This is a genomic window from Rickettsia endosymbiont of Seladonia tumulorum (assembly GCF_964030815.1).
Classification (GTDB): Bacteria; Pseudomonadota; Alphaproteobacteria; order Rickettsiales; family Rickettsiaceae; genus Rickettsia.
Genome location: NZ_OZ034963.1, coordinates 336,858 through 362,803, shown reverse-complemented (window position 1 = coordinate 362,803; position 25,946 = coordinate 336,858). Strand labels below are relative to the sequence as shown.

The window sequence follows — 25,946 nt, the reverse complement described above, 5'->3', positions numbered from 1 at the left end:
GATTTTGCAGGAGTTTATGACTAATCATCTAATATCCAATCTTCTAGATTTTGATAAACAGCGGGAAGCTTATAAGTTAATTCGCCAATATAAATCGCAAATTAAAGAAAATCCTAGCTTAGCTAATTCAGATTTATATATTGAAATTGGTGATTTATATATTAAAAACGTAATGTTTGAATTTGCTTTAAAATTTTATAATAAAGCAAGATTTTTAGAAATTAATAATCTTGAAAAACAAGCTCTTATAATTCAGAAAATACAAGATTTACATGAAATACAATTTAAAATATATGTACAGAAAGCTTTGGAAAACAAATCTCTTTTTATAGAAAAAAATCTTGATATAGAAAAATGTGCAAATGATTTTAGCAATATATTTAATATCAGTTCAACTGCTTTTTTAAAAAAATATACTATTCTTAAAGAACATAGAAAGCTTTTATTACAAGAAAAAACATATCAAAATTACTTAAACATTGCTGATGATTATATGGAATTAGGAGAGTACGAAAAAGCTCTATCATACTATAATTACGCTAAATCTAAATACTCAAGTACTAATAATTATCCTCAAACAATTGATGCTACTTTAAAGATAATTATAGATAAGCAACAGCACTCACAAAAAAACATCACATAATAAATTACATACTAAACCTTGAAAAAAACAAATGAAAGCTCTAGAACCATACGCAGAAAATGATTTAGCTCTTATGGGAGTAGAATATAATTCAGATGAAGATATTGTATAATCTTTAGTTAGCGTTATAATTTTAATATTATTTTTTACATATATTTAAAATTATAACTAATGAACAATTTACAACAACAAGCTTCTGATCCTGATTATTCCGTTTGGGTGTCGGCGTCTGCTGGTACTGGTAAAACCAAAATTCTAACTGATCGGTTTTTACGCCTATTAATCAAAGGAGTAAATTTTCAAAATATATTATGCCTTACTTTTACTAACGCAGCTAGCGTAGAAATGCAGCTAAGAATTAGTAACAAACTCAAAACTTTCTCTCTTTGTGATCCCAAACAACTAGAACAAGAGCTTTTCTTAATGAGTGGTCAAAAGCCGCTTGCTTTAGAGCTTGAAAATGCAAAAAATCTATATAGTAAATTGCTTGATAATAATGAACCTTTAAACATTTATACGATCCATGCTTTTTGCCAAAAAATCCTTAAAACTTTTCCCGTAGAAGCCGGCATAACACCCGAGTTTCAGATTCTTGAAGAGACTCAATTACAAGATATCTTTCTAAAAATACGAAATGAGATTTATTTAAGCGATGAACATAATGATTTAATTAAAACTTTACTAAATCGTTTTCATGAAATAACTTTGCAGGATATTTTCAGCGAGATTATTGACCAAAAAATTAAATTCAAAAAATTATTCACTTATAAAACTATTCCGGCAGAAATACACAATAAGAGATTAGCACTATCCGAGCTAAATAATATCTATGATAAGGTAAAAAATTTATTTGCAGATTATGATTTAGAAATAGAGCCGAAAGAGTTATTTTTTACCAAAGACGGAAAAAAACGTAAAAGCCTTTTATCGAAAGAGCTAACCCAAAAATATCCTAAATTACTGTTAGAGTTAGAGAAGCTAACATCTCAGATTTATAAATTAGATGAAGAATATCGCATAGAAGAGCTAGAATATCATACTAATTTACTTTGTAAACTTGCTTATATTTTGCTAGAGAAATATGAGAAATTTAAAGAAGAAAATAACTTGCTTGATTATGATGATTTAATTTATTATACCGAAAAATTATTTGAGAATAAAGCTATACATGAGTGGTTATCGCATAAGCTTGAAAGTGAGATTAATCACATACTTGTCGACGAGGCACAAGATACAAGCCGTAATCAGTGGAACATAATCACCACTCTAATAACCGAGTTTAATAGACCTGATAGTAGCATCTTTATAGTTGGTGATGATAAGCAATCTATTTATAGTTTTCAAGGTGCTGATCTTGCGAATTTTAATTTAGTGAATGAGAAATTACAAACGAATCTCGCTAAAGCAAATAAAAAATTTAAGAAAATTACACTTGAATATTCTTATAGATCATGCGGCGAAATTTTACAATTTACTCATCAGGTTTTTAAATATATAAAAGCTCATTACCCTACTCTTTTCCTATCCGATAATCCGGTAATTTCTGCATTTCGTACACATACCGGTTCTGTAACAGTTTGGTCTTTGGTAACAAGCGAAAAGCAGGAGGAACTTTTTTGGGCATTGCCACAAGATTATGCCAATGCTCTTTCATCAGCTGATTTACTTATAGAAAAAATTATTAGCTTCATAAAGGAAAAAATAGCCAGCAAAGAAATTCTACCAGCAACCGGTAATCCTATATCCGAAAAAGATTTTATGATTTTGGTAAGAAAGCGAGATGAATTTAGCAATAATCTTATAAAAGAGCTTAACAAAGCTAACCTTAAAGTCGAGGCAAGCGATAAAGTAAACCTTAAAGAGCATTTATCGATGATGGATTTAATTTCGGTAGCTAAATTCGTACTTTTACCTTACGACGATTTAAACCTTGCAGCCTTACTTAAATCACCGATTATCGGTATTAGCGAGCAACAATTATACGAACTTCTAATGAATAAAAATGATGAAAGTTTGTGGGAAAATCTGTCCTCATATACGGATATATATAATAAACTTACTTCTTTTATTGAACTTTATCAAAATTCTACTCTTGATAATTTCTTTATCTTAGTCGCGAATACTCTAAATTTACATATCGATGATATGGTAAATGAGCTGCTAACACTAAGCAGTAATTACGCAAATGATATGGATAATTCTCTGCAAGGTTTTGTAGCTTGGTTTGAGAATAACGATATTTGGATTAAGCGTGATATGGAGCATTCCGATAAAATAAGAGTGATGACCGTACACGGTTCTAAAGGCTTGGAAGCACCAATTGTTATATTATGCGACTCCACCACCCTACCTATCAGCAGTAGTAAATTTATTTGGCATGATAATGGGGGAATAGACCATTTGGAGAACGCAGCTAATAAAGAGGAATTTATAGGAAACACGGAACGCAGCACCGCAGCATATACTTTAGTACGTGAGGATGCGAGTACCGGATTGACGCATAAATTACCTTTAGAAGCAAGTTATACAAGTGGTCGAATGTTCTTTTCTGCTAATGCTGCTGACACTCCTGAATTTCTACAAAAAATGAAAGATGCAGAAAAGCTAAAAGATCTACAAGAATATATAAGGCTGCTCTACGTTGCAATGACTAGGGCTAAAGATCATTTAATTATATGTGGTTTTAGTAACAAATCAAATATCCCCGAAAACTGTTGGTATGAAATAACTAAAAATTTATTCAATTAGTAGTTGCTTTACTAAACATAATATGCTATAAGACGCACATACAACCTATAGCAGCATATTATGTGGGACTTTTTTGAAAATAAAGCAAGAATTAAGATAGATAAATTTAAGCAATTACCGCCACTACATAAAGCAGTTTTGGACGGTAATGTCTCAAATATAAGGATATATTTACATAAAAAATGCGACGTAAACGAACAAGACATCTATGGTAAAACAGCACTGCATTATGCTTATGAAAAAAGAAACCTAGATATAATAAAGATATTGCTAAAATGTCCAGGAATAAAAATATGTATAAAAAATAATGATGATTATACTCCAGTGGATTTAATTTGTTCAACTATAAGTTCATATATAACATCATCAGTAGAAAATAAAATAGATGAGGTAGACAAACTTGGTAAAACACCACATTGCGAGGATAGTTAATATTCTATAGAGGCAGTTGTTGCATAGTTTGATTTTTTCGTCATTACGAGGAGACATTGCCCGCGTGGATCGATTTTTCCCTTGTGTCATCTAGCGAGCTTGTAGCGGGATTCAGCTTAAAATACTAAAATTACTAGTATTAAAAGTTGTTTTCTGGACCCCGTGGACAAGCCACGGGGTGACAGGGGGAAGTGATCTATGCAACAAAGCCCCACGTGGGCAATGCCAGCTAGGTATACAAGAATAGTTGAACACAGGCGAATCCCGAAATGTATAGTAAACTTAGTTAAATTTTATGACAGGCGTGAGGGTAGAACCTATAACAATAGACGAGACAACGAATAATTTGCTACATGCGTTCAAATCATTTTACTACAACTTCCAAAGCTTGAAATATTAAAGGTACAAATACCCTACATATTATCTTATATAATTTCAATAAAAATTTTTTGACATAATATTTTTTTCGTGTATAATTTCCATTAATAGTAACTAAAATACTAATATTTTTAAATTATAATTAATAATTATTTATTAAGGGGTGCTGAATATTATGTCTAATACAAAATCAAAAAACTTTTCTAAATTAATTTTAATTTGTGCTGCAACTACTATATTAACCGGTATAAATCTAGAAGCTCAAGCTACAGCAGAGGCGGATATTAAAAAAGCTCGTAAGCGTGTTATTAAAAAAGGTATGGACGTTGAAGCTTTTAATAATATGGCAGCAGTCGGTACTAATGCAGCATTAAAAGGAAGAAAAAATTTAAAACCTATTTTAAGAGATGAACAAGGAAAGATAATTGATGAAAAAGTAGTGGAGGCAAAGCTAAATGCTCGAAATGAAGCTGCAAAAGGTCAGAACGTATTAAGGTCTGCAGCTGAAAGAGAAGCAGAAAGAGCTGCAAGAAATATAATTATGAATACTATTAAAATAGGAGGATTTGTACCGCATGTAGCAATAAACCCAGAAATTACAGGAGCTAATGATAATTTTGATGGTATTCGCTTCTTTAAACCTATATTAAGAGAAGCTCCGAATGAAAATATAAGAAAAGAAATAGAAAGAACCTTAAATAAAGTAAAAGAAAATAATTCACCATTAACATTAGCTCGAAAAGTACAAATACTTGAAACAATAAAGGCAAATGACTGGCACTATAATAAAGATGATATAATCAATATCCCGGTAAACCCTAATAAAGTTCTTCCACCAGTTCAAGTAAAACCAATTAATGTTAATCCTACAATTGGATATAAAAGTAGCTTTACTGTAGGTGATAATTATAAAATAAAATATTTTCATGTAAGAGATAATATAATTAAAGAAATAGATGTTACTGATAAACTTATTGAAGCAGGAAGAACTTTTGAACTACAGGGGATTAGAGCATTTAGAGATAAGGACTTAACACTTGATCAACTTCGTGAAAAAGAAAAAGAAGTATTACTAAAAAATTTGAAAGAAGATATTAGAACAGAAGTAATAAATGGTGTCGATATAGTAAAAGCTGTTGAAAATATTCAAGTTCCACGTCACCAAGAACGTAACAATTATACTTTATATTATGATAATGTCGTTGATAAATCAGAAGAAAAAAATGAGTATAAGAAATATCTAACACAAGCAGAAATTAATGCTATAAAAGATGGAAGAGGAATGGTATTAGCTTATCAAGAGAAAGCATTAATGATTAAAAATGATATGGATCTTTTAACTCATCAATTCCAAAATGGTAACCTTACTCAACAGCAATATGATGATAAGATGGCTAACTTAGTTGTTGATAATTATGGCGAGGAATCTGAGTATATACGCTCTCCATTTAAACCACAACCTGGTGTTACACAAGTTAAATATAATATATATGAAGAAGAATTAATAAAGGATGCAAAAAGAAGAGCTGTTATTGCATATATAGATAATATGGAGAGAGCCAATCTTATAAATGATACTAGACTTACAATTGAAAGAGCAGACGGAACAATAGAAAATATCACAACGGATAAATTTGGAACAGGAATTGAAGCAAATCCGATAATTCCTGATTTATCTCCAAATCCAGTACCTGTAGCACGAGTAATAACTCGCCAAGGAAATGTAGAAGCAAAGGAGGTAATAGTTTTACCGGAAAATGAAGCCGTGCAAATACTACAAGCACAAATGGCAGAATTATTAAGAGAGAATGGGGATCTAAGGACGGTAATATTAAAATTAAGAGGACTACAGGAGCAGGGTCAAAATCAAGTTCATCTGCAAGCACAAAATCAAACTCAAGGTGAAAACCGAAGACAAGATCAAGAACAAACTGGAAGCAGTGAATCTTTTAAAGAAGCAGAAGAATTAGATAAAGAGGAAAAAGCTAAAGAAGAATTTGTTATCTTCGAGACAAAACGTGCAGAAGAAGCAAGAATTGAAGCTTTAGAAGTAGCGACAATGCAGGTAGCAGTAAAAGAAGATGAGAAAGTAGTCGTAACGATTTTTAATTCAACTCAAGACATTTATACTGTAAGCAAAGGTACTGTATCTAGCAGAATAAATAGTTTTACTGGAGTTGCTGCCGGTGATGAAGATGAAAGAGTGCTTGATAAAGGTTTTTGGATATCAGGAACTTATGGAATCAGTAAGCAAGGTACTCAAAAAGGTTTTATAGGGTATAGAGGGCATACTTCTGGTGGTACTATCGGTTTTGATATTGGATCTGATAATGATAAAGATTTAGTCGGTATCGCTTATACTAGACTAGATTCAAAGTTTAAATCTAACGGCGGTAAATTAAATACTAATGTCGATAGTCATATCATAGCTTTATATGGTCAAAAAGAGTTGCCAAAAAACTTTATGATCCAAGGTATGTTTGCTTATAACCATAATATTGTAAAGAGTAAGATCAACCGCTTAGGCACTATTGCAAACGGTAAATATAAGAATAATAATTATAATTTTGAAAGTTTATTAAGTTATAATTATCTTATCGGCAATAAAGTGAGCTTCACTCCAAATATCGGGATAAGATATGGTTATATTAAAGATGGTACTTATCAAGAAAGCGGAGCTGGTATTCAGCATTTAAGTATTGCCTCTAAAAAGCAAAATATATGGTCTAGTATTGTAGGCGGTAATGTATCGTTAGCTCCACAGAAAATAGGAGCAGTAAGCATTACACCAACAATTATGGCTTCTGTAGAGAATTATTTTAACAACAAAAATAACAAACTTGAGGCTAAAATAAAATGGAGAGATAGAGAAGTTACTGAAATTGTTGTATTACCAAAACAACCTAAAATTGGCTACAATATCGGTGCTAATATTTTAGCTGAAAAAGGTAATATAAGTGTATTAGTCGAGTATAATTGTCACTTACAAAAGAAGTATAAAAGCCACCAAGGTTTTGTTAAATTAAAAGTTAAGTTGTAGGTTTAACTCTCTCACAAGCTTTGTGTATAGTTTGAAAAAAGTGTTTTGTGTTATCCCCGCAGAGGCTTGTCCGCATGCATTGAAAAACATCCTAAGGTAGTCATGCCGTGGAGGCATTGTTGCGTGGATACCAAATCGTCTGAGCTACGCGACTGCAAGGAGCGTGGCAATCCAGAAAAAAATAATAAAAAATGTTATAAAGTTAGCATTTTTTTACTTCCTTGCTTCGTCAATTACTTCGTAATTTCCTCGCAATGACGACTCTCAATCCACACAACAATGCACCCCGTGGCTTGGGAACTAGGTCCAGCTAAAAAATACTAATATTATTAGTATAAAAAGTTGTTTTTCTGGATACCGTGGTCAAGCCACGGTATGACACCGAACACGTGTTTTGATCTACGCAACAATGCCACCACGGAATCTAAAAAACAACTAAAAATATCAACAATATTGACATTTTTAACTGGACCTCGTGAATAAATCACGGGGTGACAGGAGTGGGGGTGAGCCATGTAATAATGTCAGTTTTCTCTCACAATGACGTTAAATTTTCAACAACATGCTATTGCTTGTGGGATATAATTATTTCCTAAAAGAGCATTATCATAACCATAATATTGGTGCGGCTCTATGTAATATGGAATAGGGGCATTTTCAATTTTCATGCTTTTTTCTATAGCCCACTGTTCTTGACAAAATTCATCAAAAAGTGCATTTTGAATTTCTATATCATTTTCTATAGCTACCTGCTCCTGATAAAATTCAGCCATTCCTTGCTGTACTCGATTTATTCCATCATATACCGCTTTCAGCATCATTAGATTTACTAGCGGGTTTATAGTATTATTTGGAATAGCAATAGCCGGTTCTGCTGGAATTTCTATGATATCATCAGAGCCAGTAGTAACCTCAACTTCTTCAGATTCTAGGATAATAGGCGGTTGACTACATGGTAAAGATACCGGGTTGTTATCTTTTATTTTGACTGCTTCGGTATTAACCAACTCAACTTTTTCTTCAAATTCTTTAAAATCTACTTCAGGAAAAAGTTTTTTTACATCTTCCGTTTCCATTGTTTCACCATTCTTACCTGCCATATATATTGCAGAAACAATTTTCTTATAAATGATTTCGACTAATTCTTGTTTCTCTACCATTTCCTCAGAATGCTTTACTCCCCCATTATCCCAGAAATTTATAAGTTTTGAAGCGAATGGTACATATTTTTTAACTTTTATTATAAAATTTTGTAACAATGAAAATTTAGGCTGCTCTATTAATTCAGGCTTTTCTTCATATTTTTTTAATATATATTCAACAATTTTCGGGATATTGTCATCAGTTTCTTTACATGAACCTTCTTTTATTTTCTTTTCAATGCTTTTATTTATTTTTTTTAAAAGAGTATTACCAATGTTTAAATATGTAAGTGAAACAGTACCTAATGTAACAAATTTTATAGCTTGAATAGCTATTATAAATGGTAAAGAAATGAATTTTAATGTGTATTTAAGAATATTATATCTTGTTGGATGAGGTGTAAGATCATAAACATTATGAAATTCTTTTATTTCTTTATATCTATTTTCAATGTGTAAAAAGGTTTTAGCTTCTAGACTCAGCATTAAATTACTTAATTTTAATTATTACTAGGCAAAAAATATAAAAAACGTTAAATTATGTCAATTAGTTTTTAATTTGGTTTCTCTATAGGCAATTAATACTTGCAAAGTTTCATAAGATAAATAGAATTATCTAGGAAAATGTTAATAAGGAAAAATAAATATGCTACATGTAAAATTTACTGAGGAAGAATCATTAAATACTCAAGCATTAATAGTGTTTATTGATGACAAATTAAAACTTGATAGTGAACTAATAAACCTTGACCAACAACATCATGGTTTGATCTCCAAGACTATTGCCAATAAATTACAATTTACTGGTAAATATGGGCAGATCAAAATTATTCCTTCTGTTGTTAAGTCAGGGGAAGTAAAATATTTAGTATTAGCAGGGCTTGGAAGTGAAGAAAAACTAACTGAGGTTAAGATTGAAGAATTAGCGGGTAAAATCCTACAAAATGCTACTAATGCTAAAATCGCTACTATTGGCTTAAAAATTAAGAATAGAATAAGCAGCTTTACATCATCGCTTGTTGCATCTTTAATTGCTAGTGGTGCGTTACTTGCTTCCTACAGATTCGATAAATATAGAACTACTTTAAAAGAAGCAGATAAGTTTGTTGTAGAATCATTTGAAATCTCTACAGATAATAACGTAGAAGCAGCAAAGTTGTTTGAAGTTAAAAAATTAATTGCTGAAGGGGTCTTTTTCACAAGAGATATTAGTAATGAACCATCAAATATTAAAACTCCACAAATATATGCTGAAAGAATAGCAGAAACACTAGAAGAATTAAATGTCGATGTTTCTATTCTTGGTGAAAGAGAAATGAAAAATCTTGGCATGGGTGCTCTTCTTGGAGTTGGTCAAGGTTCACAAAATGAATCAAAGCTAGTGGTAATGGAATATCAAGGTGCAAGCAAAGAGGCTCCTTATATTGTTCTAGTCGGAAAAGGAGTTATTTTTGATACAGGAGGTATATCTCTAAAACCATCAAATAATATGCATTTAATGAGATATGACATGTGTGGTTCTGCCGCAGTAGTTGGTACTATGATTGCGGTTGCTAGTCAAGAATTGCCGGTAAATATCGTAGGTGTTGTAGGGCTCGTTGAAAATATGCCATCAGGTAATGCACAGCGTCCTGGGGATGTTGTAACTACTATGTCAGGTCAAACTGCTGAAGTTTTAAATACCGATGCAGAGGGGCGTTTAGTTCTTGCTGATGCTGTTTGGTATGCACAAGAAAAATTCAAACCTAAATGCGTGATTGACGTTGCGACGTTAACCGGTGCTATAGTCGTTTCTTTAGGTCCTACATATGCTGGTTGTTTTTCTAATAATGATGAGCTTGCTGATAAGCTAATAAAAGCTGGTGAAGAAGTAAATGAAAAATTATGGAGAATGCCGCTTCATGAAGATTATGATGCAATGATTAACTCCGACATAGCTGATATGGCAAATATCGGTAATGTGCCAGGAGCTGCTGGAAGTTCTACCGCTGCTCATTTTATCAAACGTTTTATTCAAGAAGGGGTAGAATGGGCACATTTAGATATAGCAGGCGTTGCAAATAGCAATAAACCCTCATCGCTTGGCCCGAAGGGTGCTGTAGGTTATGGTGTAAGGCTACTTGAGAAATTTATAAAGGAAAATTATGAGCAGTAAGCCTTATATATTTGTTATAGGTAATGAAAAAGGTGGGGCAGGTAAAACAACCTGCTCTATCCATTTAATAGTGGCACTACTTTATCAAAAATATTCAGTTGTAAGTATTGATACTGATTCTCGCCAAAGCTCTTTAACTAATTACCTAAAAAATCGAGATTTGTATAATGAGCAAAACCCTGACAAACCGGTATTAGTACCAAAGCATTTCCATGTCAAAGAAAGTTCTGAAGAAGAGCAAGCAAATAGTTTTGAGCAGATATTAAAGGATAATATGGATGCTGATTATATAGTAATCGATACGCCTGGTAGCCATACTGCTTTATCAAGGCTTGCTCATTCTTATGCTGACACCATTATTACGCCGATAAATGATAGCTTTTTAGATTTAGACGTAATAGCAAAAGTTGACAATAAAGATGAAATTATCAGCCCCTCAATCTATAGCCAAATGATATGGGAACAGAAAATGCAGCGTGCTAGTCGTGATAGAGGGAGTATAGATTGGATAATTTTGCGTAATCGTTTAAGTAACCTTGATGCTCTAAATAAAAGACGTGTTAGTAACGTATTGAACAAGCTTGCTAAAAGAATCAATTTTAAACTCGCTGATGGTTTTAGTGAACGTGTAATATATAGAGAGTTATTTCTGCAAGGTTTAACTCTACTTGATTTAAAAGTCGCAAATTATGACCGAGCATTTAACAGCTCACATATAGTTGCTCGTCAGGAACTAAAAAATTTCTTAAAATTCCTAAATATTACTTTTGTATCCTAGGCTCTGTGAAGATTTCTAAAAAGATTTAATTTTGACTCTTTTTTGCTGCAAATTACAAGATTTTTTTGAAATATGAATAACTATTCCGTCAAAAATCTTATTAATTTTCGCTAAAAAATAGTTCAAAACTCAAAATCAATTAGAACCTTTCACAGAACCTAGATAATTTTATTGCAGGATTTAGCTATTTTGATTATAGTGAGTTGATTTAAAAAACAAAGATAAAATGCATAAATATAGAACTCATAATTGTAATGAATTAAAAATTTCCGATGTTGGGACTGAAGTAAAACTGTCTGGTTGGGTACATAGAAGAAGAGATCATGGCAATCTAGTTTTTGTAGATTTACGTGATCATTATGGCATAACACAAATCGTGTTTACCGACCAAAATCCGCAGCTTATGGACGATGCTAGCCGTTTACGTTATGAGTCAGTTGTAACAGTAGTTGGGAAAGTAGTAGCAAGATCAGAAGAGACTATTAATAACACACTTCCTACCGGTCATATAGAAGTTTTAGCTGGTGAGTTTATTGTTGAATCAGCTGCTGATACTCTGCCGTTTGTGATTAATACGGAAAAAGACGCACCTGAAGACTCAAGGCTTAAACATCGCTTTTTAGATTTAAGACGTGAGAAGTTGCATAATAATATAATGCTACGTTCACAAATTATTTCTTATATTCGTCATTTAATGACTGCAAGAGGCTTTACCGAATTTCAAACACCAATTCTTACCGCTAGCTCACCTGAGGGAGCAAGGGATTTCTTAGTCCCAAGTAGATTACATCCAGGCAAGTTTTATGCATTACCGCAAGCACCACAACAATTTAAGCAGCTATTGATGGTATCGGGATTTGATCGCTATTTCCAAATCGCTCCATGTTTTCGTGATGAAGACGCAAGAGCAGATAGGTCACCAGGCGAGTTTTATCAGCTAGATATCGAAATGTCGTTTGTTACGCAAGAAGATATATTCACCACAATCGAGCCTATAATGTATGAGCTATTTACTAAATTTACAGATAAGAAAGTATCAGAAGCACCATTTATCCGCATTCCATATAATGAGTCTATGTTAAAATACGGCTCTGATAAGCCTGATTTACGTAACCCTATTATTATTGCCGATGTAACGGAAATTTTTAGAGATTCAGACTTTGCTATTTTTAGGGAAAATATCAAGAAAGGTAGTATTGTCCGAGCAATTCCTGCACCAAGTGCTGCAAGTCAGCCTCGTAGTTTCTTCGATAAAATGATAGAATTCGCAATATCGGAGGGAGCTGGAGGACTTGGCTATATTCAGTTTAGCGAAAGCGGGGAAGCAAAAGGACCAGTTGCAAAATTCTTAAGCACTCAGCAGTTAGAAGATTTGAAGGCTACTGCTAATATTAGCAATGGAGATGCGGTATTTTTTGCTAGCGATAAGAAAGATAAAGCTGCTAAACTTGCCGGTAAGGTAAGAATTAAACTTGCTGATGAGCTAGATTTACTTGAAAAAGATTGCTTTAAATTCTGCTGGATTACCGATTTTCCATTTTATGAGCTAAACGAAGAAACCGGTAAAATTGATTTTAGCCATAATCCGTTTTCTATGCCTCAGGGTGGGTTAGAAGCTCTTGAGAACGCAAAAACAACCGAAGAGTTGCTAGAGCTTACCGCATATCAGTATGATATTGTTTGTAATGGCATAGAGCTTTCTAGCGGTGCTGTTAGAAATCATAAGCCTGAGATAACGTATAAGGCATTTGCTATAGCTGGTTATAGTGAAGAAGAAGTGGATAAACGATTTGGCGGTATGATTAGAGCGTTTAAATTTGGAGCTCCTCCACACGGCGGCATAGCTCCAGGTATAGACCGAATCGTTATGTTACTTGCGGAAGCTACTAATATAAGGGAGATAATCGCTTTTCCATTAAATCAGCAAGCCGAAGATTTATTAATGAACGCTCCGAATTACGTAGAAGATAAGGCGTTAAAAGAACTAAGTGTCATGCTATCCCCATCTGCTAGAAAGAATGCGGAGAAAGAGTAGGGATTTATAGTTATTACCGTATCAATAGCACTATAGTACCGGGCAGTTATTATCCTATGTCATTCCCGCGTAGGCACAGTAGTGTCCGGAGAAAATTGGAGTATTATTAAAACTGTCATTGCGAGCGGTCGTAGACCGCGTGGCAATCCAGAAAAATAGTAAAAAATAACTAATTTTAGCATTTTTTAGCTGGATTGCTTCGTCAATTACTTCGTAATTTCCTTAGCTCAGACGGAAAAACCGATCCACGTAACAATACCATCTTACTGTTGAAAATTCATAGATTATTCGAGGTTACTTAACATTATTTTAGCGGCTTTTATGCCTGCTTCTTTTGAGGTTTTTGGGCTAGATATTTCTGTATGGGAAACTATTTTACTACCATCGAGATTACCAAGCATAAAATCGGTTTGTATATCACCATTATCTAAATATTTCGAATAAGCACCTATAGGCGTGCGGCAATTTGCATCTAAATATTCTAAAAGTGCTCTTTCCGGCTTTACCAATTCAAAAGTCGGTAGGTGGTTAATTTGTTTGCATATCTCAATCATAGCATGATCATCTTTTCGTATTTCAATCGCAATAACACCTTGCCCTATACATGGCAACATCTGCGAATGCTCTATCAAATGACAATATTCCGGATTAAATGCATTAAGCCTTTTTAAGCCGGCATATGCAAGTATGGTTGCGTCGACTTCCTTATTAATTAGCTTATTGATTCTTGAGTCAACATTACCCCTAAACACTATTATTTCTAAATCCGGTCTTATTCTTTGTACACATAATTTTCGGCGTACCGAAGAAGTCCCTATTACGGCATTTTTTGGCAGTTCTTCGATGGATTTATGTGTTAGACAAACAAACACATCTCTTGAATCTTCCCGCTCTAAAACAGCTGCAATACTCAAATCTTCAGGTATTATTCCTGGAACATCTTTCAAAGAATGAACAGCCAAATCAACCTTTTTATCAAGCAAAGCCTGCTCTATTTCTTTCAAGAATAAAGCCTTACCGCCTATATCATATAAAGGTTTATTTTGGATCAAATCACCGCTAGTAGTAATTTCTACTATCTCACAATTAATATTAGGAAAATGCTTTTTGATTTGCTCAATAACTAGGTTAGTTTGTGTTAAAGCGAGTTTACTTTTTCTAGTCCCTATTCTAATGGTTTGTATCATATATTAATCTTCTAAGGCAAAAGGACTAGAGAAACTTAAGTAATTACCGCTTATAACTACTTCATGATTCATAATAACCGGTTGGTTTACTGCTCCATGCCCTATTCCTTCAGCTCTATAAGTCTCAATATTTGGAATATAATTTAAACAGAAGCTTTTTATAGCTAATTCTGTATTTTCATCCCCGCTAGTAAAATCACCAAAAATTATCGCCTCTATTCCATCAAATATACCAGCATTTTTTAGTTGTACTAGATTACGATGAATTGCATAACCTTTTTCGTTGATGTCTTCGAGTAGCAATATATTGTTTGTTTTTAGATTAATAGAAGTGCCAATTAGCTTGCTAAAAACCGTTAAATTACCGCCTAGTATTTTTCCCTCTATAGGATTGTCATTAATTTTATTTATTGGCGAAAGAGCAATTTTACTATCTTCACCTTTTAAAACATTTAGGATAGAATTAATATCTTGATTTACAGGCGGCAAAAAAGAAGTTAGCACTGAGCCGTGAATAGTTGGAATATCATAATGACCATTTAAAAGTAGATGCAGTGCTGTAATATCGCTATAACCTATCAGGATTTTATCACCTTTCTTCTCTATGTTAAAACAATCTTCTACAATCTCACTACAACCATATCCACCACGAAAAGCCCAGATTATTCTAACTTGCTCGTTTTCCATCGCCTCTTTAAACATTCTCAGCCTTTCAGCCTTCGGAGCAGCAAAAAATGGTAGCTCATCCCCCATAAATATTTTATCATCTACTAAGGTCTTAAATCCTTGTGAATTCAGCATTTCAATTGATTTAGCTAACCTATCTTGTGCATCAGGACAGCTTGATGCCGGTGCTATAATTGAGACAAAATCTTGTTGTTTATTAAAAATAATTTTTTTCATGTTTTTTATGCCGTTCCTAGCTCTGATGTATATCCTATAATTTTTAAACCTCTATCTCCATATAAACATTCCTCTTCATTAAAAAAATGATTTTCTTCTTCAAACTCCTTTGCAACTGTTTCAGCATCACTATAGGCTTCATCAGTAATAACATTAATAATTAAATTAACTTCATTATCCTTTAATAATTTAGCTCCTTTATTAGTTTCTAGTATTTTATTTACTTGCTTTTTATGAACATCATTCATAGCAGTATTTTTCTTAATATATAACCTACCTGCTACTAAGTCTAAAGCTTGCGTGATTTGGCTTGAAGATTCCCCGCCAATAACTACTATGCTTTTTTCATTTTCTATGGCTGCACCTAAATATCCTTTGAATACACTTGGCTTTCCAAATACAAAATTCTCAAATTTTACTTTTTCCTCTGCTTCATTACCTAATATACTTTCTACTCCTTTTAAAAAAGCTTTACTAACTAAATCAATATCACTATTTTTTTCATGTACTGGAAGTTTTACTTTATCAGGAAAAGCCTTAGGATCATATTGACCGGTTCTAGGTCCATTTGTCACTAAAAGCATCATATTTTTTAATTTTACAATTTGAGCTAATTGCTCACCCAATTTATAAGCTTCTTCTTGGGTATAAAATTTTATTTTTCCATTTGAATCAGGAGCATCACCTGATAGACAGGTAAATATATAGCCGTTAGAAGAATCAGGAATTAACTTTTTATCAGCTAAATCTTTATACTCCTTTATACAATCCTCTTTTGTAAGAGTATGAGGTATGCCTGTAGTTTCTATTAACTTAACCTTTGCTTCTTGAATTTGTTTAATTTGCTCTTGATTTAAAGCATAGGATGGTAACACTATATTATCTAGAATCTTTAAATTTTCTGTTACTTCATTTATTAATTGATGACCACTCCAAATAAATTTACTAGTGCCTTTGTTAGAGTTTAAAATAGTAAATGCTTTAATACCATCAAGCCCTGCACCTATAATAATTACCTGATTTGGATATTTTTCTATCTGATTAGGATCTAGCTTATCGATTTCCAAATTAACTATATCAATCTGTAAGTTTTCCTTTTGATATTGTTGTTTTAAAGCCTCAGTAATTGCTAAAACATTATCGTTATCACCTTTATATTGCGTGCTAAGTAATGCTATAAGTAAAATTGTTTTCATATACTTATTATTTTGTTATTGTTTCATTGTCATCCCGTGGCTTGGGAACTAGAGCCAGTTAAAAATACGTTAGTATTTTTTATTGTTTTTTTGGATACCGCTACAAGCTCGCGGTATGACATTAAAGGGGCATAGTAAAAACAAAAGTCGTCTTCCCTTGCTCATCATTTTCTGCCCAGATTTTTCCGCCATGCAGCTCTATTACCTTTTTACACAAAGCAAGCCCCATTCCTCTACCACCTGCAGGTGAGCGGGTTTTCGAGCTTACGACGAACACACCGAATATAGTTTGTAGTTCCTCTTTTGGAACGCCTATTCCATCATCTTTAATAGTAAATAAAATATTATTTTCTTGCTTTTGTAAATCAATTTTTATTATGCCGTCATTACAATAGCTAATAGCGTTAATTATCAAATTATCGAATGTATGGCTAATATAATGAGGATCGCATTTAAGCACTATATTTTCTTCAATTTCAGCTATAAATTCTAACTTCTTATTGTTCAAATATAATTTCTTACATATTTTTATTCGCTCATGCAATAGCTCGCTTAAATTTATGCTTTCTTTTTTTAACTCATAACCAAGACTAGATAGTTTTGAGAAATCTAAAATATTGCCTATCAAACTATTTAACCTACTAGAGCTTTTAGCTATTATCTCTACTGCATTACGACGTTGATCATCACTAAATCTATCGTAATTAGCCCATAAAGTTTCACCAAGGCTAATAATACCGGTTAGCGGCGTATTTATTTCATGGTTTATATTACGTAAAAATTCATGTTTTAAATCAAGTAATTTTTCAAGTTCCTGCTCTCTAAAACTAACCCTATCCCCTAAATGAGTATTTTTTAGGTTAATTAGTCTTTCCTGCTCTTGCCTTGGTCTTAAGAAAACGATTAACAACCCACTGAATAAAGTAAGGAAATATATCACTTTGAACTGGAAGCTATCTATATTAATTAACAGCTTCTCATCCATAAAATATTTATAAAACTCTATGCTAGCAAATACGCCAATAATAGTCATAAGTAAAGTAGTATGCCATCTAAACAATGTCGCAATTATTAGTAGGTTAATTATTGAACTCATCAATTGTAATTGATAGAAGTTGCTTGATAAAACAAGCAAACTACTAAAAAATATCAATATCCCAAAATTAGCAATAAACCAGAACAACGATATAATATATTTCTTCTGAAATCTCAAAGGCCATAACGGATAAGTGATAAGTATTGCAGAAGTTACAAGCGTACAGTGATAAATGATATTATATATATTTAGATGGTTCATTATCCTACTGTTAGGCGTAAGATATAAGGATGAAAAGATAGAGATTAAAATAAATATCCCAACATAGCTATAAGTGATTTCTTGGCGTGGTAATGTATTATTCCAATATATCAAAGGATTAAAATTCTTGATTAAGCGGAATAAACCCCAGAATCTTCTTCTTCGCTCTTGCTTTATCAGCCTTACGCTCAGCGGCTCTTTTAACGAACCAAAACCGCCTGGCTGTTTTAAAATATAATGACTACCAAGGAAAAAGAGTAAATTTATGATCGCAGCTGGCAAGATCGGATAAATTCCTATAATCTGCCTTAAAGAAAATAATTGCCATGCTATGATGGTTAATAATGCTGCTACTGTACCGATAAAAAAGGTTTTAGCAGTTGATTTAAAGCCGTATATTAAGAGAATTAACGGTAAGGTAATTATAGGCAAATAGACGCTGGTGAGTAATAAGAATATATTAATTAGGTCTTTCGTATAAAGTGAGATAACGAACCCTATCAAGCCTATGATAATCGCAGTTACATAGCTATATTGCAGCGAGGTTTTTTTACAGATATCATTAATAAAGCTTACTGTTGCAACGTTAATATAAGAGTTAGTGCTTGAGATTATCATTGCCATAATAACGCCAACTATTAAGCCTTTAAATCCTATATAGCTTTTAGTAATCTGAGAAAATAATTGACTACTATCGACAGCATTTTGGGAAAGCAATAATATCGCAATCCAAATGAATAAGACAGATAAACAAAGGCAAATAATTGCTGAAATAAAAAAGGTTCTTGATATCTGGTGTATATCCTTTGCCATCAATATTCTTTGAAAAATTGAAGGACCAAGTGAGGGAATGGCAAAATATATAAAGATATTTAGGGATATCCAAAATTTAGGGTTCGTATAATTAAATACCATACCTAAATCGGTAAGACGATGCTGCACATTTGAGTCGATAGAAATAGTAGGATCACTAAAAACATTCCACACTATAATCCCTATTACTGGAATAACGGCACTATAGGTAAAAAACTGTACGGCTTCGGTAAAAGTAACCGATTTAACGCCGCCGAAAGCCGAATAGCTTATTATGAAAGTCGCTAAAAACAAATCTACGTAAAAATTTGAAATACCAAAAAATAACTCTAGCACTAGACTGGCTATATGAAACTGAATAGCAATCCTGCCTATAGCCATTAATATGCTAACAATAGCGGTAAGATTTCGAACTTTATTGCCGTAAGCCTCCCCCATTATTTCCGCCACTGACATACTGCCTAAAAAATGTTCGAAACGAGGAGCAAGAAAATAGGCAATTAATAGCCAACTAACAACACTACCGAGTATGCTAGGAAGCAAGTAAAACAACCCGTCAATATATATTCGTGAATTATCGATTAGGAAAGTGCTAGTGCCGATCCAAGTAGCAATTAGAGTTGCAACTATCGTACCGGTCGAGAAATTTCTTTTCCCAATCGCATATTCCCGAATATTTTTTATATTTTTAATATCCGCAAATCCAACGATTAAATTAATCGCTAAAAAACTAGTAAAAATAAGAATGTCTATATTTGACATAGAATTAAGTTAATTTTCTATGCGATAATAATCACAAAAAGTAAAACAAACAATAACTTTGTGAGGGTAAAGGGTAAAGTAAGTATGGAAGTAGTTTTATTACCTATGAAGACGGTGTCATCACCGCATAAGCGTTGCCCACGTGGGTTGAAAAACACGTACGCTGTCATGCCGTGGCTTGGGAACTAGATCCAGAAGAATAATAAAAAATACTAATATTATTAGTATTTTTTAGCTGGACCTAGTTAGCAAGCCACGGGGTGACAGGTAGGAAAGAATCCACGTAACAAAACTTTAATCGTACGGGTTAAGATTAGCAACGCCTAGACTATCCACCATTTCTTTTTCAAATTGTTGTATAGCAATTAAACATGTAGCAAAATCTAGCGTTTGATCTGTATACAACGTAGGTTCAATATTTTTAGCATTTACTGATTCTTGAAACATTTTATTGCAAATAGCTTGTTTTGTACCTTTAAGATCATTACCAAATAAAGGAGGCCTATGCTTTAATAATTCTTCAAAGAAAGGTGCTATTGGCTTTTCACTATTTACTTTAGTATTATTACTTACTAAACTTATTAGTATCTTTTCATTTTCTTGTTTCTTAGATGGATTTAAATAAGCTGTAAAAGTTTTATCTTTTAAAAGATCAAATTTATAACTAGCTAACCATTCTAATGCACTTCTGTATGCTTCCTTACCATTCCAATCTTTTACATAAAAATCAAACTTTTTATTTTGATCATAATTTTGTAAAATAGAAGTCAATTTATTATTACCCAATTCTAATAACCAGTGTAAAAATGGAGAAACATAAGTATTTGAAGTACTTAAATCTTTTTCTAATATGTCTTTAATATTTATTTTTTCTTCATGCTTAAATATTTGTTCAATTATTTCATAACATTTTGTTATAGCATTTTTAATAACAGAATTATCTATTTTTTGGGCTTTAGAATTACTAATTAAAATACCTATTTTGCTAATTACATTATCTACAAATTTACTAAATATTTCTGAAGATAAATTACTAGCATCTTCTATGATATTTTTAAAAGCTGCTAAATAATTTTCATTTTGCAATATGATGTTATATGTATTTAAATTATTAATTTGTATTCCTAAAGGAATTAAAACTTTAGCTAATTCTGTTTTTTGCTCTATATTTAAATGCCCCACTTCCATTGTTACGTCAAAAGCATTACGGGTAAGTTCTTGTTCATCCTCTATCAATTTAGGGTGCTTATCTAACAAATCCTTAAGCTTTTCTGAGACTCCTCCCCAAGCAAGCCATATTGCTGTGCTGTTATTGTTATCATCTCTTCCATTCCAAATTGCATTATCATATTCGTGCATTTTATTATATGCAGTTTTGATACAACTTTTTAATATATTTAATCTGTCTTTTAATTGCTGTTGAGAAGTGGAAGTTAAAGATAATACCGAACTCATAAAACATAAAGCTTCTAAAGTATTAACGTTCTTCGCTGCATAATTGAATTGTTTATTGTTAAAATTTAATGTAACAACGATATCTCCTCGCTCGTTTACGTTCTCTCTTGTTAATTCTTTAACTGCTTCAGTAAAATTAAACTCTTGTATAAGTTGAAAAGTTATGGTCATAAAAACTCCGAGATTTATATTAATTTAATACACGGAGATATAACAAGCTGTCAATATATTCTTAAAAAATCAATCAATTCAAAAATCTTCCATATTTTCATCACATAACAATCCTAGCGTCCTAACAATATTTAAGCTTTCTTCTATCTCTATTTGGAATTCTTTAGTATCCTCTTTGGCTTTATATAGATTTAAAACTTTATCCAAAGACTCTTCAAGCTCATCAGATAATTTTTTATTTATTTCAAAAAATATTTTTATTAATTTTATTAGAATTGGTAAGTAACCAATTGACAATTTTGTCTTTTCCTCTAAATTTCTTCCTAAATAATCAGATACTAACATCAAGAAAGTTTGTATATCTTTTTGATTTTCCGGTAACGTAAAGTCTTTATTTTTTATTAAATAAAATTTTTCATAAATTGCTTTTAATTCTTTGTCAAATTCATTTATAAGTGCCGGCATAATTTTTACTTCTCATACTATTAATTAGTTATATATAAAGTTAATAATAATCACCTAAAGCATCAACAATCTCTAAACAATTATCTACATCTTCTACAAAGTCTTCTGAATCAATAAAATTATCTTGAATATCAATTAGTAGATAAAACAAAGCGTTACTGAGTTCTGTCGGTATTATTATTTTTTTCTCATCAAATAATTCTATTAGTATTTTAAGAGGATAAAATTGCTCTCTAGAAACCAAATTATATTGATCTAATAATTGAGCAAAATCATTGGATGCTTCTCGTAACTCTAAATCAACTATTTCTCTATTATTTATATTTAATATTTCACTAACTTCTTTAATTTTTTTTCAAAATTATCCATAAGTACCGGCATAATTTTTACTCCTCGTTATTATCTAAATTAGTTACACCTAAAGGCAGAGAAGAAGGATCATATAAACATGATAATTGAACTGTTAAAATTGTAATGGGATCAGGTATAGAAATAGACTCTTTAAAATTCTGTCTCACACAATTAAATAAGATTTGATAACATTCATCAATACAAGATTTGTTATTATCTGAAAATACTGACTCAAAAAAACTTTTACATTTTATAGTCAATTCTTCATTATTAATATTTTCTTGTATGGCTAAATTAATGATATCTTCTATTTCCTTTTTTAGCTCTGGCTTAAGAGAGCTAAATGTAGGCATATATTTTCATTCTATGTTTGTTGTAAATTTATATATTTGGTGTTTAAATATTCAAATATCCCTTCAAATGACCCTTCAACTCCAAAACCTGAAGCCTTACGTCCTGCAAAAGGAGCTTTAGCATTAGCTGGCAGCGGATCATTAATCGATATCATACCGAAATCAAGCTTTGTTGCCATCATCTTAGCAACACTTAAATTTCGTGAATATACATATCCTTGCAGACCATATTCGGTATTATTGGCACGCTCTATTACCTCGTCTAAACTCTTAAATTTATAGCAAGCAATTACTGGTCCAAATATTTCCGTTTTAAAAATATCCATATTATCTAAACAATCAATAATAATAGTTGGCTCAATGAAATTATTATTAGCCTTACCACCGCAAATTAACTTAGCCCCTCTATTTTGAGCATCGGCAAGCAATTTTTGGATTTTCTCTATAGCAGCAGAATTAATTAGTGGACCTACATCCGATGCGTTATCAAATCCGTCACCTGCTTTAAGTTTGTTAAATTTAGGAGTTAGAATTTCTATAAATTTTTCATATATAGATTCTTCTACAAATATTCTATTAGGGGAAGTACAAGACTGTCCGCTATTTCGAGTCTTAGAAATAACCAAATCATCTGCAACTTTTTCTAGATCATTATCAGCTGTTATAATGAAAGGAGCATTACCGCCAAGCTCTAAAGATAAACGCTTTACAGTATTTGCCGAAGCTTGGTATAGAATTTTGCCAACATTTGTAGAACCAGTAAACGATAATTTACGCAGTCTAAAATCTTCACAAAAAGCCTTACCGATAATGTTAGAATCACCAGTAATAACGTTAAACACTCCTGCCGGCAATCCGGCGTCGTAAGCTAACTTTGCTAGTACTAATGCTGAAAGCGGTGTAAGGCTTGACGGCTTTAATATAACGCTACAACCAGCTGCTATTGCAGGAACTACCTTGCGGGTAATCATGGCATTTGGAAAGTTCCAAGGTGTTATAGCAGCAGCTGGACCTACCGGCTCATAATGCGTAACGATTTTATGGTTTTTATTATTGCCAGGCTTTACAACAGAATGAATATTATGAATTGCATATGTATACCAATCAATAAAAGATGCCCCATATAGGATCTCTTTTTTTGATTCAGCAAGTATTTTCCCTTGCTCTAAGGTTAATATATGACTTAGCTCATCAATATTTTCGATTACTAAAGCATGCCATTTGCGGAGAATCGCTATCCTTTCTTCAAAAGAACTTTGCGACCATGCTGAAAAGGTTTGCACTGTGTTATCTATTGCAGAATTAATTTCTGATAATTCCAAATTCGGCACAGTCGCAATCTCTTTTAAAGTCGAAGGATTAACAACCGAGATTTGCTTTGAAGCCGTTATAAACTGCCCGTTTACATAATTCTTGCCGGTAATACTTGCTAGTAAATTCATATATCTCTCACTAATATTAATATTTAACTTTAAGGCTATATAATAATACTAGCAAGGGAAATGTTAATAATTAAGCAACGTATTCGGATGTATAGGCATAACTCCTCTTAATTTAATGAAATAGAATTTATAATTTTATCCAAAAAATAATGCAAGGATAATTATTGAGGAATATTAACTGTTTTTTATTAAAACTTGTATTTTACTAAATGCTTATTTTACTAGGCTTTCAAGTAATTTTGTAATAAAATATTAAATTATATTAACTTTTTTCTTGATTATTCTGTAATTCCTAATATATTGCAACGCTGATTATTAAAATTAATAAATAAGATAGAATTATGATAATAGCAATAAGTAGATTAACAAAAATATTTAACTCGTTTGGAAGAAACAAATCCTTTAAACCTGCTTCCTTTAAGGCTAATGATGAATTTATATTCGGTGAAGAGAATATAATTGAATTTAATAAAGCTGAACAATCTAAAAAACAAAATATGACTTCTGATAAAATAAAGTTTTTTATTATAGTTAAATTGAAAAGTATACTTCCTGCTATTTATTTAGAAAAAGCTTTAGATACAACCTCAGATGAAAGATTATTAAAAACTACTATTTCAAATCACGATTTACCCCAAGTGATGCAAAATATCTCTATTGAAAAAAATATCCAGATACCTAATTTATATCACAATACAAGTTATATTGAAGATTCTATGCCTCTTATTGAAACGTTAGGTATTGATGATGTGTATTGTTCTAAAGCAATATTGGTTTAGTTAAATTACTTCTGTAATTTGCTATTTATGACGCTTATTTTAGCATCAGGTGGGCGGATATAAAGCGGCTCTATAGCACTATTTAACTCCGCCTTATTTGCAAGTAAGCTTGCTACATATCTACAAATAATAAAAGCTTTAACTCTAGCAAAGCGTGGCAGAATTATTATATTCGGCAGATTTTTAACTTGAGTATATATAAATTCAAGACCGCTACCACAACAAATTATATTCCCTTTTTCGTTTTTAAGTAGTCCTATAGCAGAGTCAAAATCTATTAATAACGGCTCATTTGTTTTACCTGATTTATCAAAAATCTGTAAATAAAGCTGACTACGATAGGCGTTTAAGAATACATATATCTTATCATAATCTTTAACCTGCCCTATAGCTCTAAAATAAGCATGCTCAAAATTACTAACCGCTACACCTTTAATATTCTCTTTAGCAAATAATATACCTTTAGCACAAGCAAGCCCTATCCTAATTCCTGTAAAACTACCTGGACCGTTTGTTACAGCTAAATAATCCAGCTCATCATACGAACACTGAGCAGCTTTCATTATCTGCTCTATCATCGGCATTAGATTTTCTGCCTGCATAGACGGGCGTACTTCTTCCGCATACGCTAAGATATTGTCTTTATCTGAAAGTGCTACCGATGCCGTATTATTTGCCGTATCAAATGCTAGAATTTTCATGAGTTATAATGACTAAATTTATATACCGCAGATACTTCAAAAGTTGGTAAGTCAAATAAGTGGTGAGTCTGCGGAACGTAGATAAACTACGTGAGCAAAAACGAATCCCGAAATTTGACTTATACGAAGATCAACTTCAAAAAGAGTAATCGGTTCATAAGACGAGGAGCGGCAGCAGTTACTTAATACGTGAGCATCGCAGTACTTATAGAACATTGTCACCAATTTCTGAAGTTCTATCTGAGTATTTACCAAATCTTGAAGTATCAAAGGTATACTCCTGTAGAACCGAAGCCGCCACTACCTCTTGCAGTCTCTTCAAGAGTTTCGCTTTCTTTCCATGATATACGCTCATATTTTGATATTATCATTTGAGCAATTCTCATACCTTTTTCTATAACAAAGTCATCTTTGCCTAAATTAATAAGAATAACTTTTATCTCACCACGATAATCAGCATCAATAGTACCGGGGGAATTAGCAACTGTAATGCCATTTTTAGCGGCAAGACCCGAACGTGGTCTTATCTGTGCTTCGAATAATTCCGGTAGTGCAATAGCTATACCAGTTGGAATTAGCTGTATCTCACCTGCTTTTATAGTTATAGGTTGCTCGTTTGCTGCCGTTAAATCCATACCAGCACTATGATCCGTAGCATATTCAGGTAATTTGCCAAAAAAATTATCTAATTTCTTAATTTTAACTTGTGTTATAGTCATG

General features: G+C 32.2%; 20 protein-coding genes. 8 read left to right on the top strand and 12 right to left on the bottom strand.

Annotated elements, in window-relative coordinates:
• The first annotated feature begins 16 nt into the window (after positions 1-16).
• The 4 genes from AAHF54_RS01715 to AAHF54_RS01700 all read left to right on the top strand — a co-directional run bounded on the left by AAHF54_RS01715 (position 17) and on the right by AAHF54_RS01700 (position 7,241).
• Positions 17-643 (top strand): hypothetical protein, encoded by a 627-nt coding sequence (locus tag AAHF54_RS01715; RefSeq protein ID WP_341788887.1) that lies wholly within the window; start codon positions 17-19, stop codon positions 641-643.
• Positions 644-814: 171 nt separating this feature from the next.
• Positions 815-3,391: a UvrD-helicase domain-containing protein gene (locus AAHF54_RS01710; protein WP_341788886.1), complete on the top strand. Its 2,577-nt coding sequence runs from the start codon at positions 815-817 to the stop codon at positions 3,389-3,391.
• A gap of 60 nt (positions 3,392-3,451) precedes the next feature.
• Positions 3,452-3,823 carry an ankyrin repeat domain-containing protein gene (locus AAHF54_RS01705; protein WP_341788885.1) on the top strand — a complete coding sequence of 124 codons (372 nt, stop codon included), beginning with the start codon at positions 3,452-3,454 and terminating at the stop codon, positions 3,821-3,823.
• Between the two features lie 553 nt (positions 3,824-4,376).
• Complete coding sequence (locus AAHF54_RS01700) at positions 4,377-7,241, top strand: autotransporter outer membrane beta-barrel domain-containing protein (RefSeq protein ID WP_342170106.1); 2,865 nt, start codon at positions 4,377-4,379, stop codon at positions 7,239-7,241.
• A 554-nt stretch (positions 7,242-7,795) separates the two neighbouring features.
• On the opposite strand, the gene AAHF54_RS01695 is transcribed toward AAHF54_RS01700, so the two are convergent.
• Positions 7,796-8,869, bottom strand: a complete 1,074-nt coding sequence (locus tag AAHF54_RS01695) for a hypothetical protein (RefSeq protein WP_342170105.1) — start codon at positions 8,867-8,869, stop codon at positions 7,796-7,798.
• A 160-nt stretch (positions 8,870-9,029) separates the two neighbouring features.
• Between AAHF54_RS01695 and AAHF54_RS01690 the strand changes: the two genes are divergently transcribed.
• The 3 genes from AAHF54_RS01690 (at position 9,030) to aspS (ending at position 13,351) form a co-directional block, all read left to right on the top strand.
• Entirely contained in the window at positions 9,030-10,538 is a 1,509-nt protein-coding gene (locus tag AAHF54_RS01690) for a leucyl aminopeptidase (protein ID WP_342170104.1), read from the top strand.
• Complete coding sequence (locus AAHF54_RS01685; protein ID WP_341788881.1) at positions 10,528-11,316, top strand: division plane positioning ATPase MipZ; 789 nt, start codon at positions 10,528-10,530, stop codon at positions 11,314-11,316. The genes AAHF54_RS01690 and AAHF54_RS01685 overlap by 11 nt, the downstream gene beginning before the upstream one ends.
• 226 nt (positions 11,317-11,542) lie before the next feature.
• The gene (aspS, locus tag AAHF54_RS01680; RefSeq protein ID WP_342170103.1) at positions 11,543-13,351 is read left to right on the top strand and encodes an aspartate--tRNA ligase; all 1,809 of its coding nucleotides are present in this window, start codon (positions 11,543-11,545) and stop codon (positions 13,349-13,351) included.
• Between the two features lie 284 nt (positions 13,352-13,635).
• Here aspS and hemC read toward each other — a convergent pair whose 3' ends face one another.
• The 9 genes from hemC to AAHF54_RS01635 all read right to left on the bottom strand — a co-directional run bounded on the left by hemC (position 13,636) and on the right by AAHF54_RS01635 (position 23,746).
• Positions 13,636-14,538: a hydroxymethylbilane synthase gene (hemC, locus tag AAHF54_RS01675; RefSeq protein ID WP_341788879.1), complete on the bottom strand. Its 903-nt coding sequence runs from the start codon at positions 14,536-14,538 to the stop codon at positions 13,636-13,638.
• A gap of 3 nt (positions 14,539-14,541) precedes the next feature.
• Positions 14,542-15,441, bottom strand: coding sequence for an LD-carboxypeptidase (locus AAHF54_RS01670; RefSeq protein ID WP_341794915.1), 900 nt, complete (start codon positions 15,439-15,441; stop codon positions 14,542-14,544).
• 5 nt (positions 15,442-15,446) lie between these two features.
• Positions 15,447-16,637 (bottom strand): hypothetical protein, encoded by a 1,191-nt coding sequence (locus AAHF54_RS01665; RefSeq protein WP_342170102.1) that lies wholly within the window; start codon positions 16,635-16,637, stop codon positions 15,447-15,449.
• 121 nt (positions 16,638-16,758) lie between these two features.
• Positions 16,759-19,509 carry a sodium:solute symporter family transporter gene (locus tag AAHF54_RS01660; RefSeq protein WP_342170101.1) on the bottom strand — a complete coding sequence of 917 codons (2,751 nt, stop codon included), beginning with the start codon at positions 19,507-19,509 and terminating at the stop codon, positions 16,759-16,761.
• Between the two features lie 294 nt (positions 19,510-19,803).
• The gene (locus AAHF54_RS01655; RefSeq protein ID WP_341794911.1) at positions 19,804-21,135 is read right to left on the bottom strand and encodes a hypothetical protein; all 1,332 of its coding nucleotides are present in this window, start codon (positions 21,133-21,135) and stop codon (positions 19,804-19,806) included.
• Between the two features lie 78 nt (positions 21,136-21,213).
• The gene (locus AAHF54_RS01650; RefSeq protein WP_341788875.1) at positions 21,214-21,600 is read right to left on the bottom strand and encodes a hypothetical protein; all 387 of its coding nucleotides are present in this window, start codon (positions 21,598-21,600) and stop codon (positions 21,214-21,216) included.
• A 40-nt stretch (positions 21,601-21,640) separates the two neighbouring features.
• Positions 21,641-21,844 carry a hypothetical protein gene (locus AAHF54_RS01645; RefSeq protein WP_341788874.1) on the bottom strand — a complete coding sequence of 68 codons (204 nt, stop codon included), beginning with the start codon at positions 21,842-21,844 and terminating at the stop codon, positions 21,641-21,643.
• Between the two features lie 142 nt (positions 21,845-21,986).
• Positions 21,987-22,304, bottom strand: coding sequence for a hypothetical protein (locus tag AAHF54_RS01640; RefSeq protein ID WP_341788873.1), 318 nt, complete (start codon positions 22,302-22,304; stop codon positions 21,987-21,989).
• Positions 22,305-22,315: 11 nt separating this feature from the next.
• Positions 22,316-23,746 carry an NAD-dependent succinate-semialdehyde dehydrogenase gene (locus tag AAHF54_RS01635; protein ID WP_341788872.1) on the bottom strand — a complete coding sequence of 477 codons (1,431 nt, stop codon included), beginning with the start codon at positions 23,744-23,746 and terminating at the stop codon, positions 22,316-22,318.
• Positions 23,747-24,087: 341 nt separating this feature from the next.
• On the opposite strand from AAHF54_RS01635, the gene AAHF54_RS01630 reads away from it, so the two are divergent.
• Positions 24,088-24,525, top strand: a complete 438-nt coding sequence (locus tag AAHF54_RS01630; RefSeq protein ID WP_341788871.1) for a hypothetical protein — start codon at positions 24,088-24,090, stop codon at positions 24,523-24,525.
• A gap of 5 nt (positions 24,526-24,530) precedes the next feature.
• Here the strand turns inward: AAHF54_RS01630 and tsaB are convergent, their stop codons facing one another.
• Together tsaB and dut are read right to left on the bottom strand one after the other, a co-directional pair.
• Entirely contained in the window at positions 24,531-25,226 is a 696-nt protein-coding gene (gene tsaB, locus AAHF54_RS01625; RefSeq protein ID WP_341788870.1) for a tRNA (adenosine(37)-N6)-threonylcarbamoyltransferase complex dimerization subunit type 1 TsaB, read from the bottom strand.
• Positions 25,227-25,492: 266 nt separating this feature from the next.
• Positions 25,493-25,945: a dUTP diphosphatase gene (dut, locus tag AAHF54_RS01620; protein ID WP_341788869.1), complete on the bottom strand. Its 453-nt coding sequence runs from the start codon at positions 25,943-25,945 to the stop codon at positions 25,493-25,495.
• Position 25,946 lies beyond the last annotated feature (1 nt).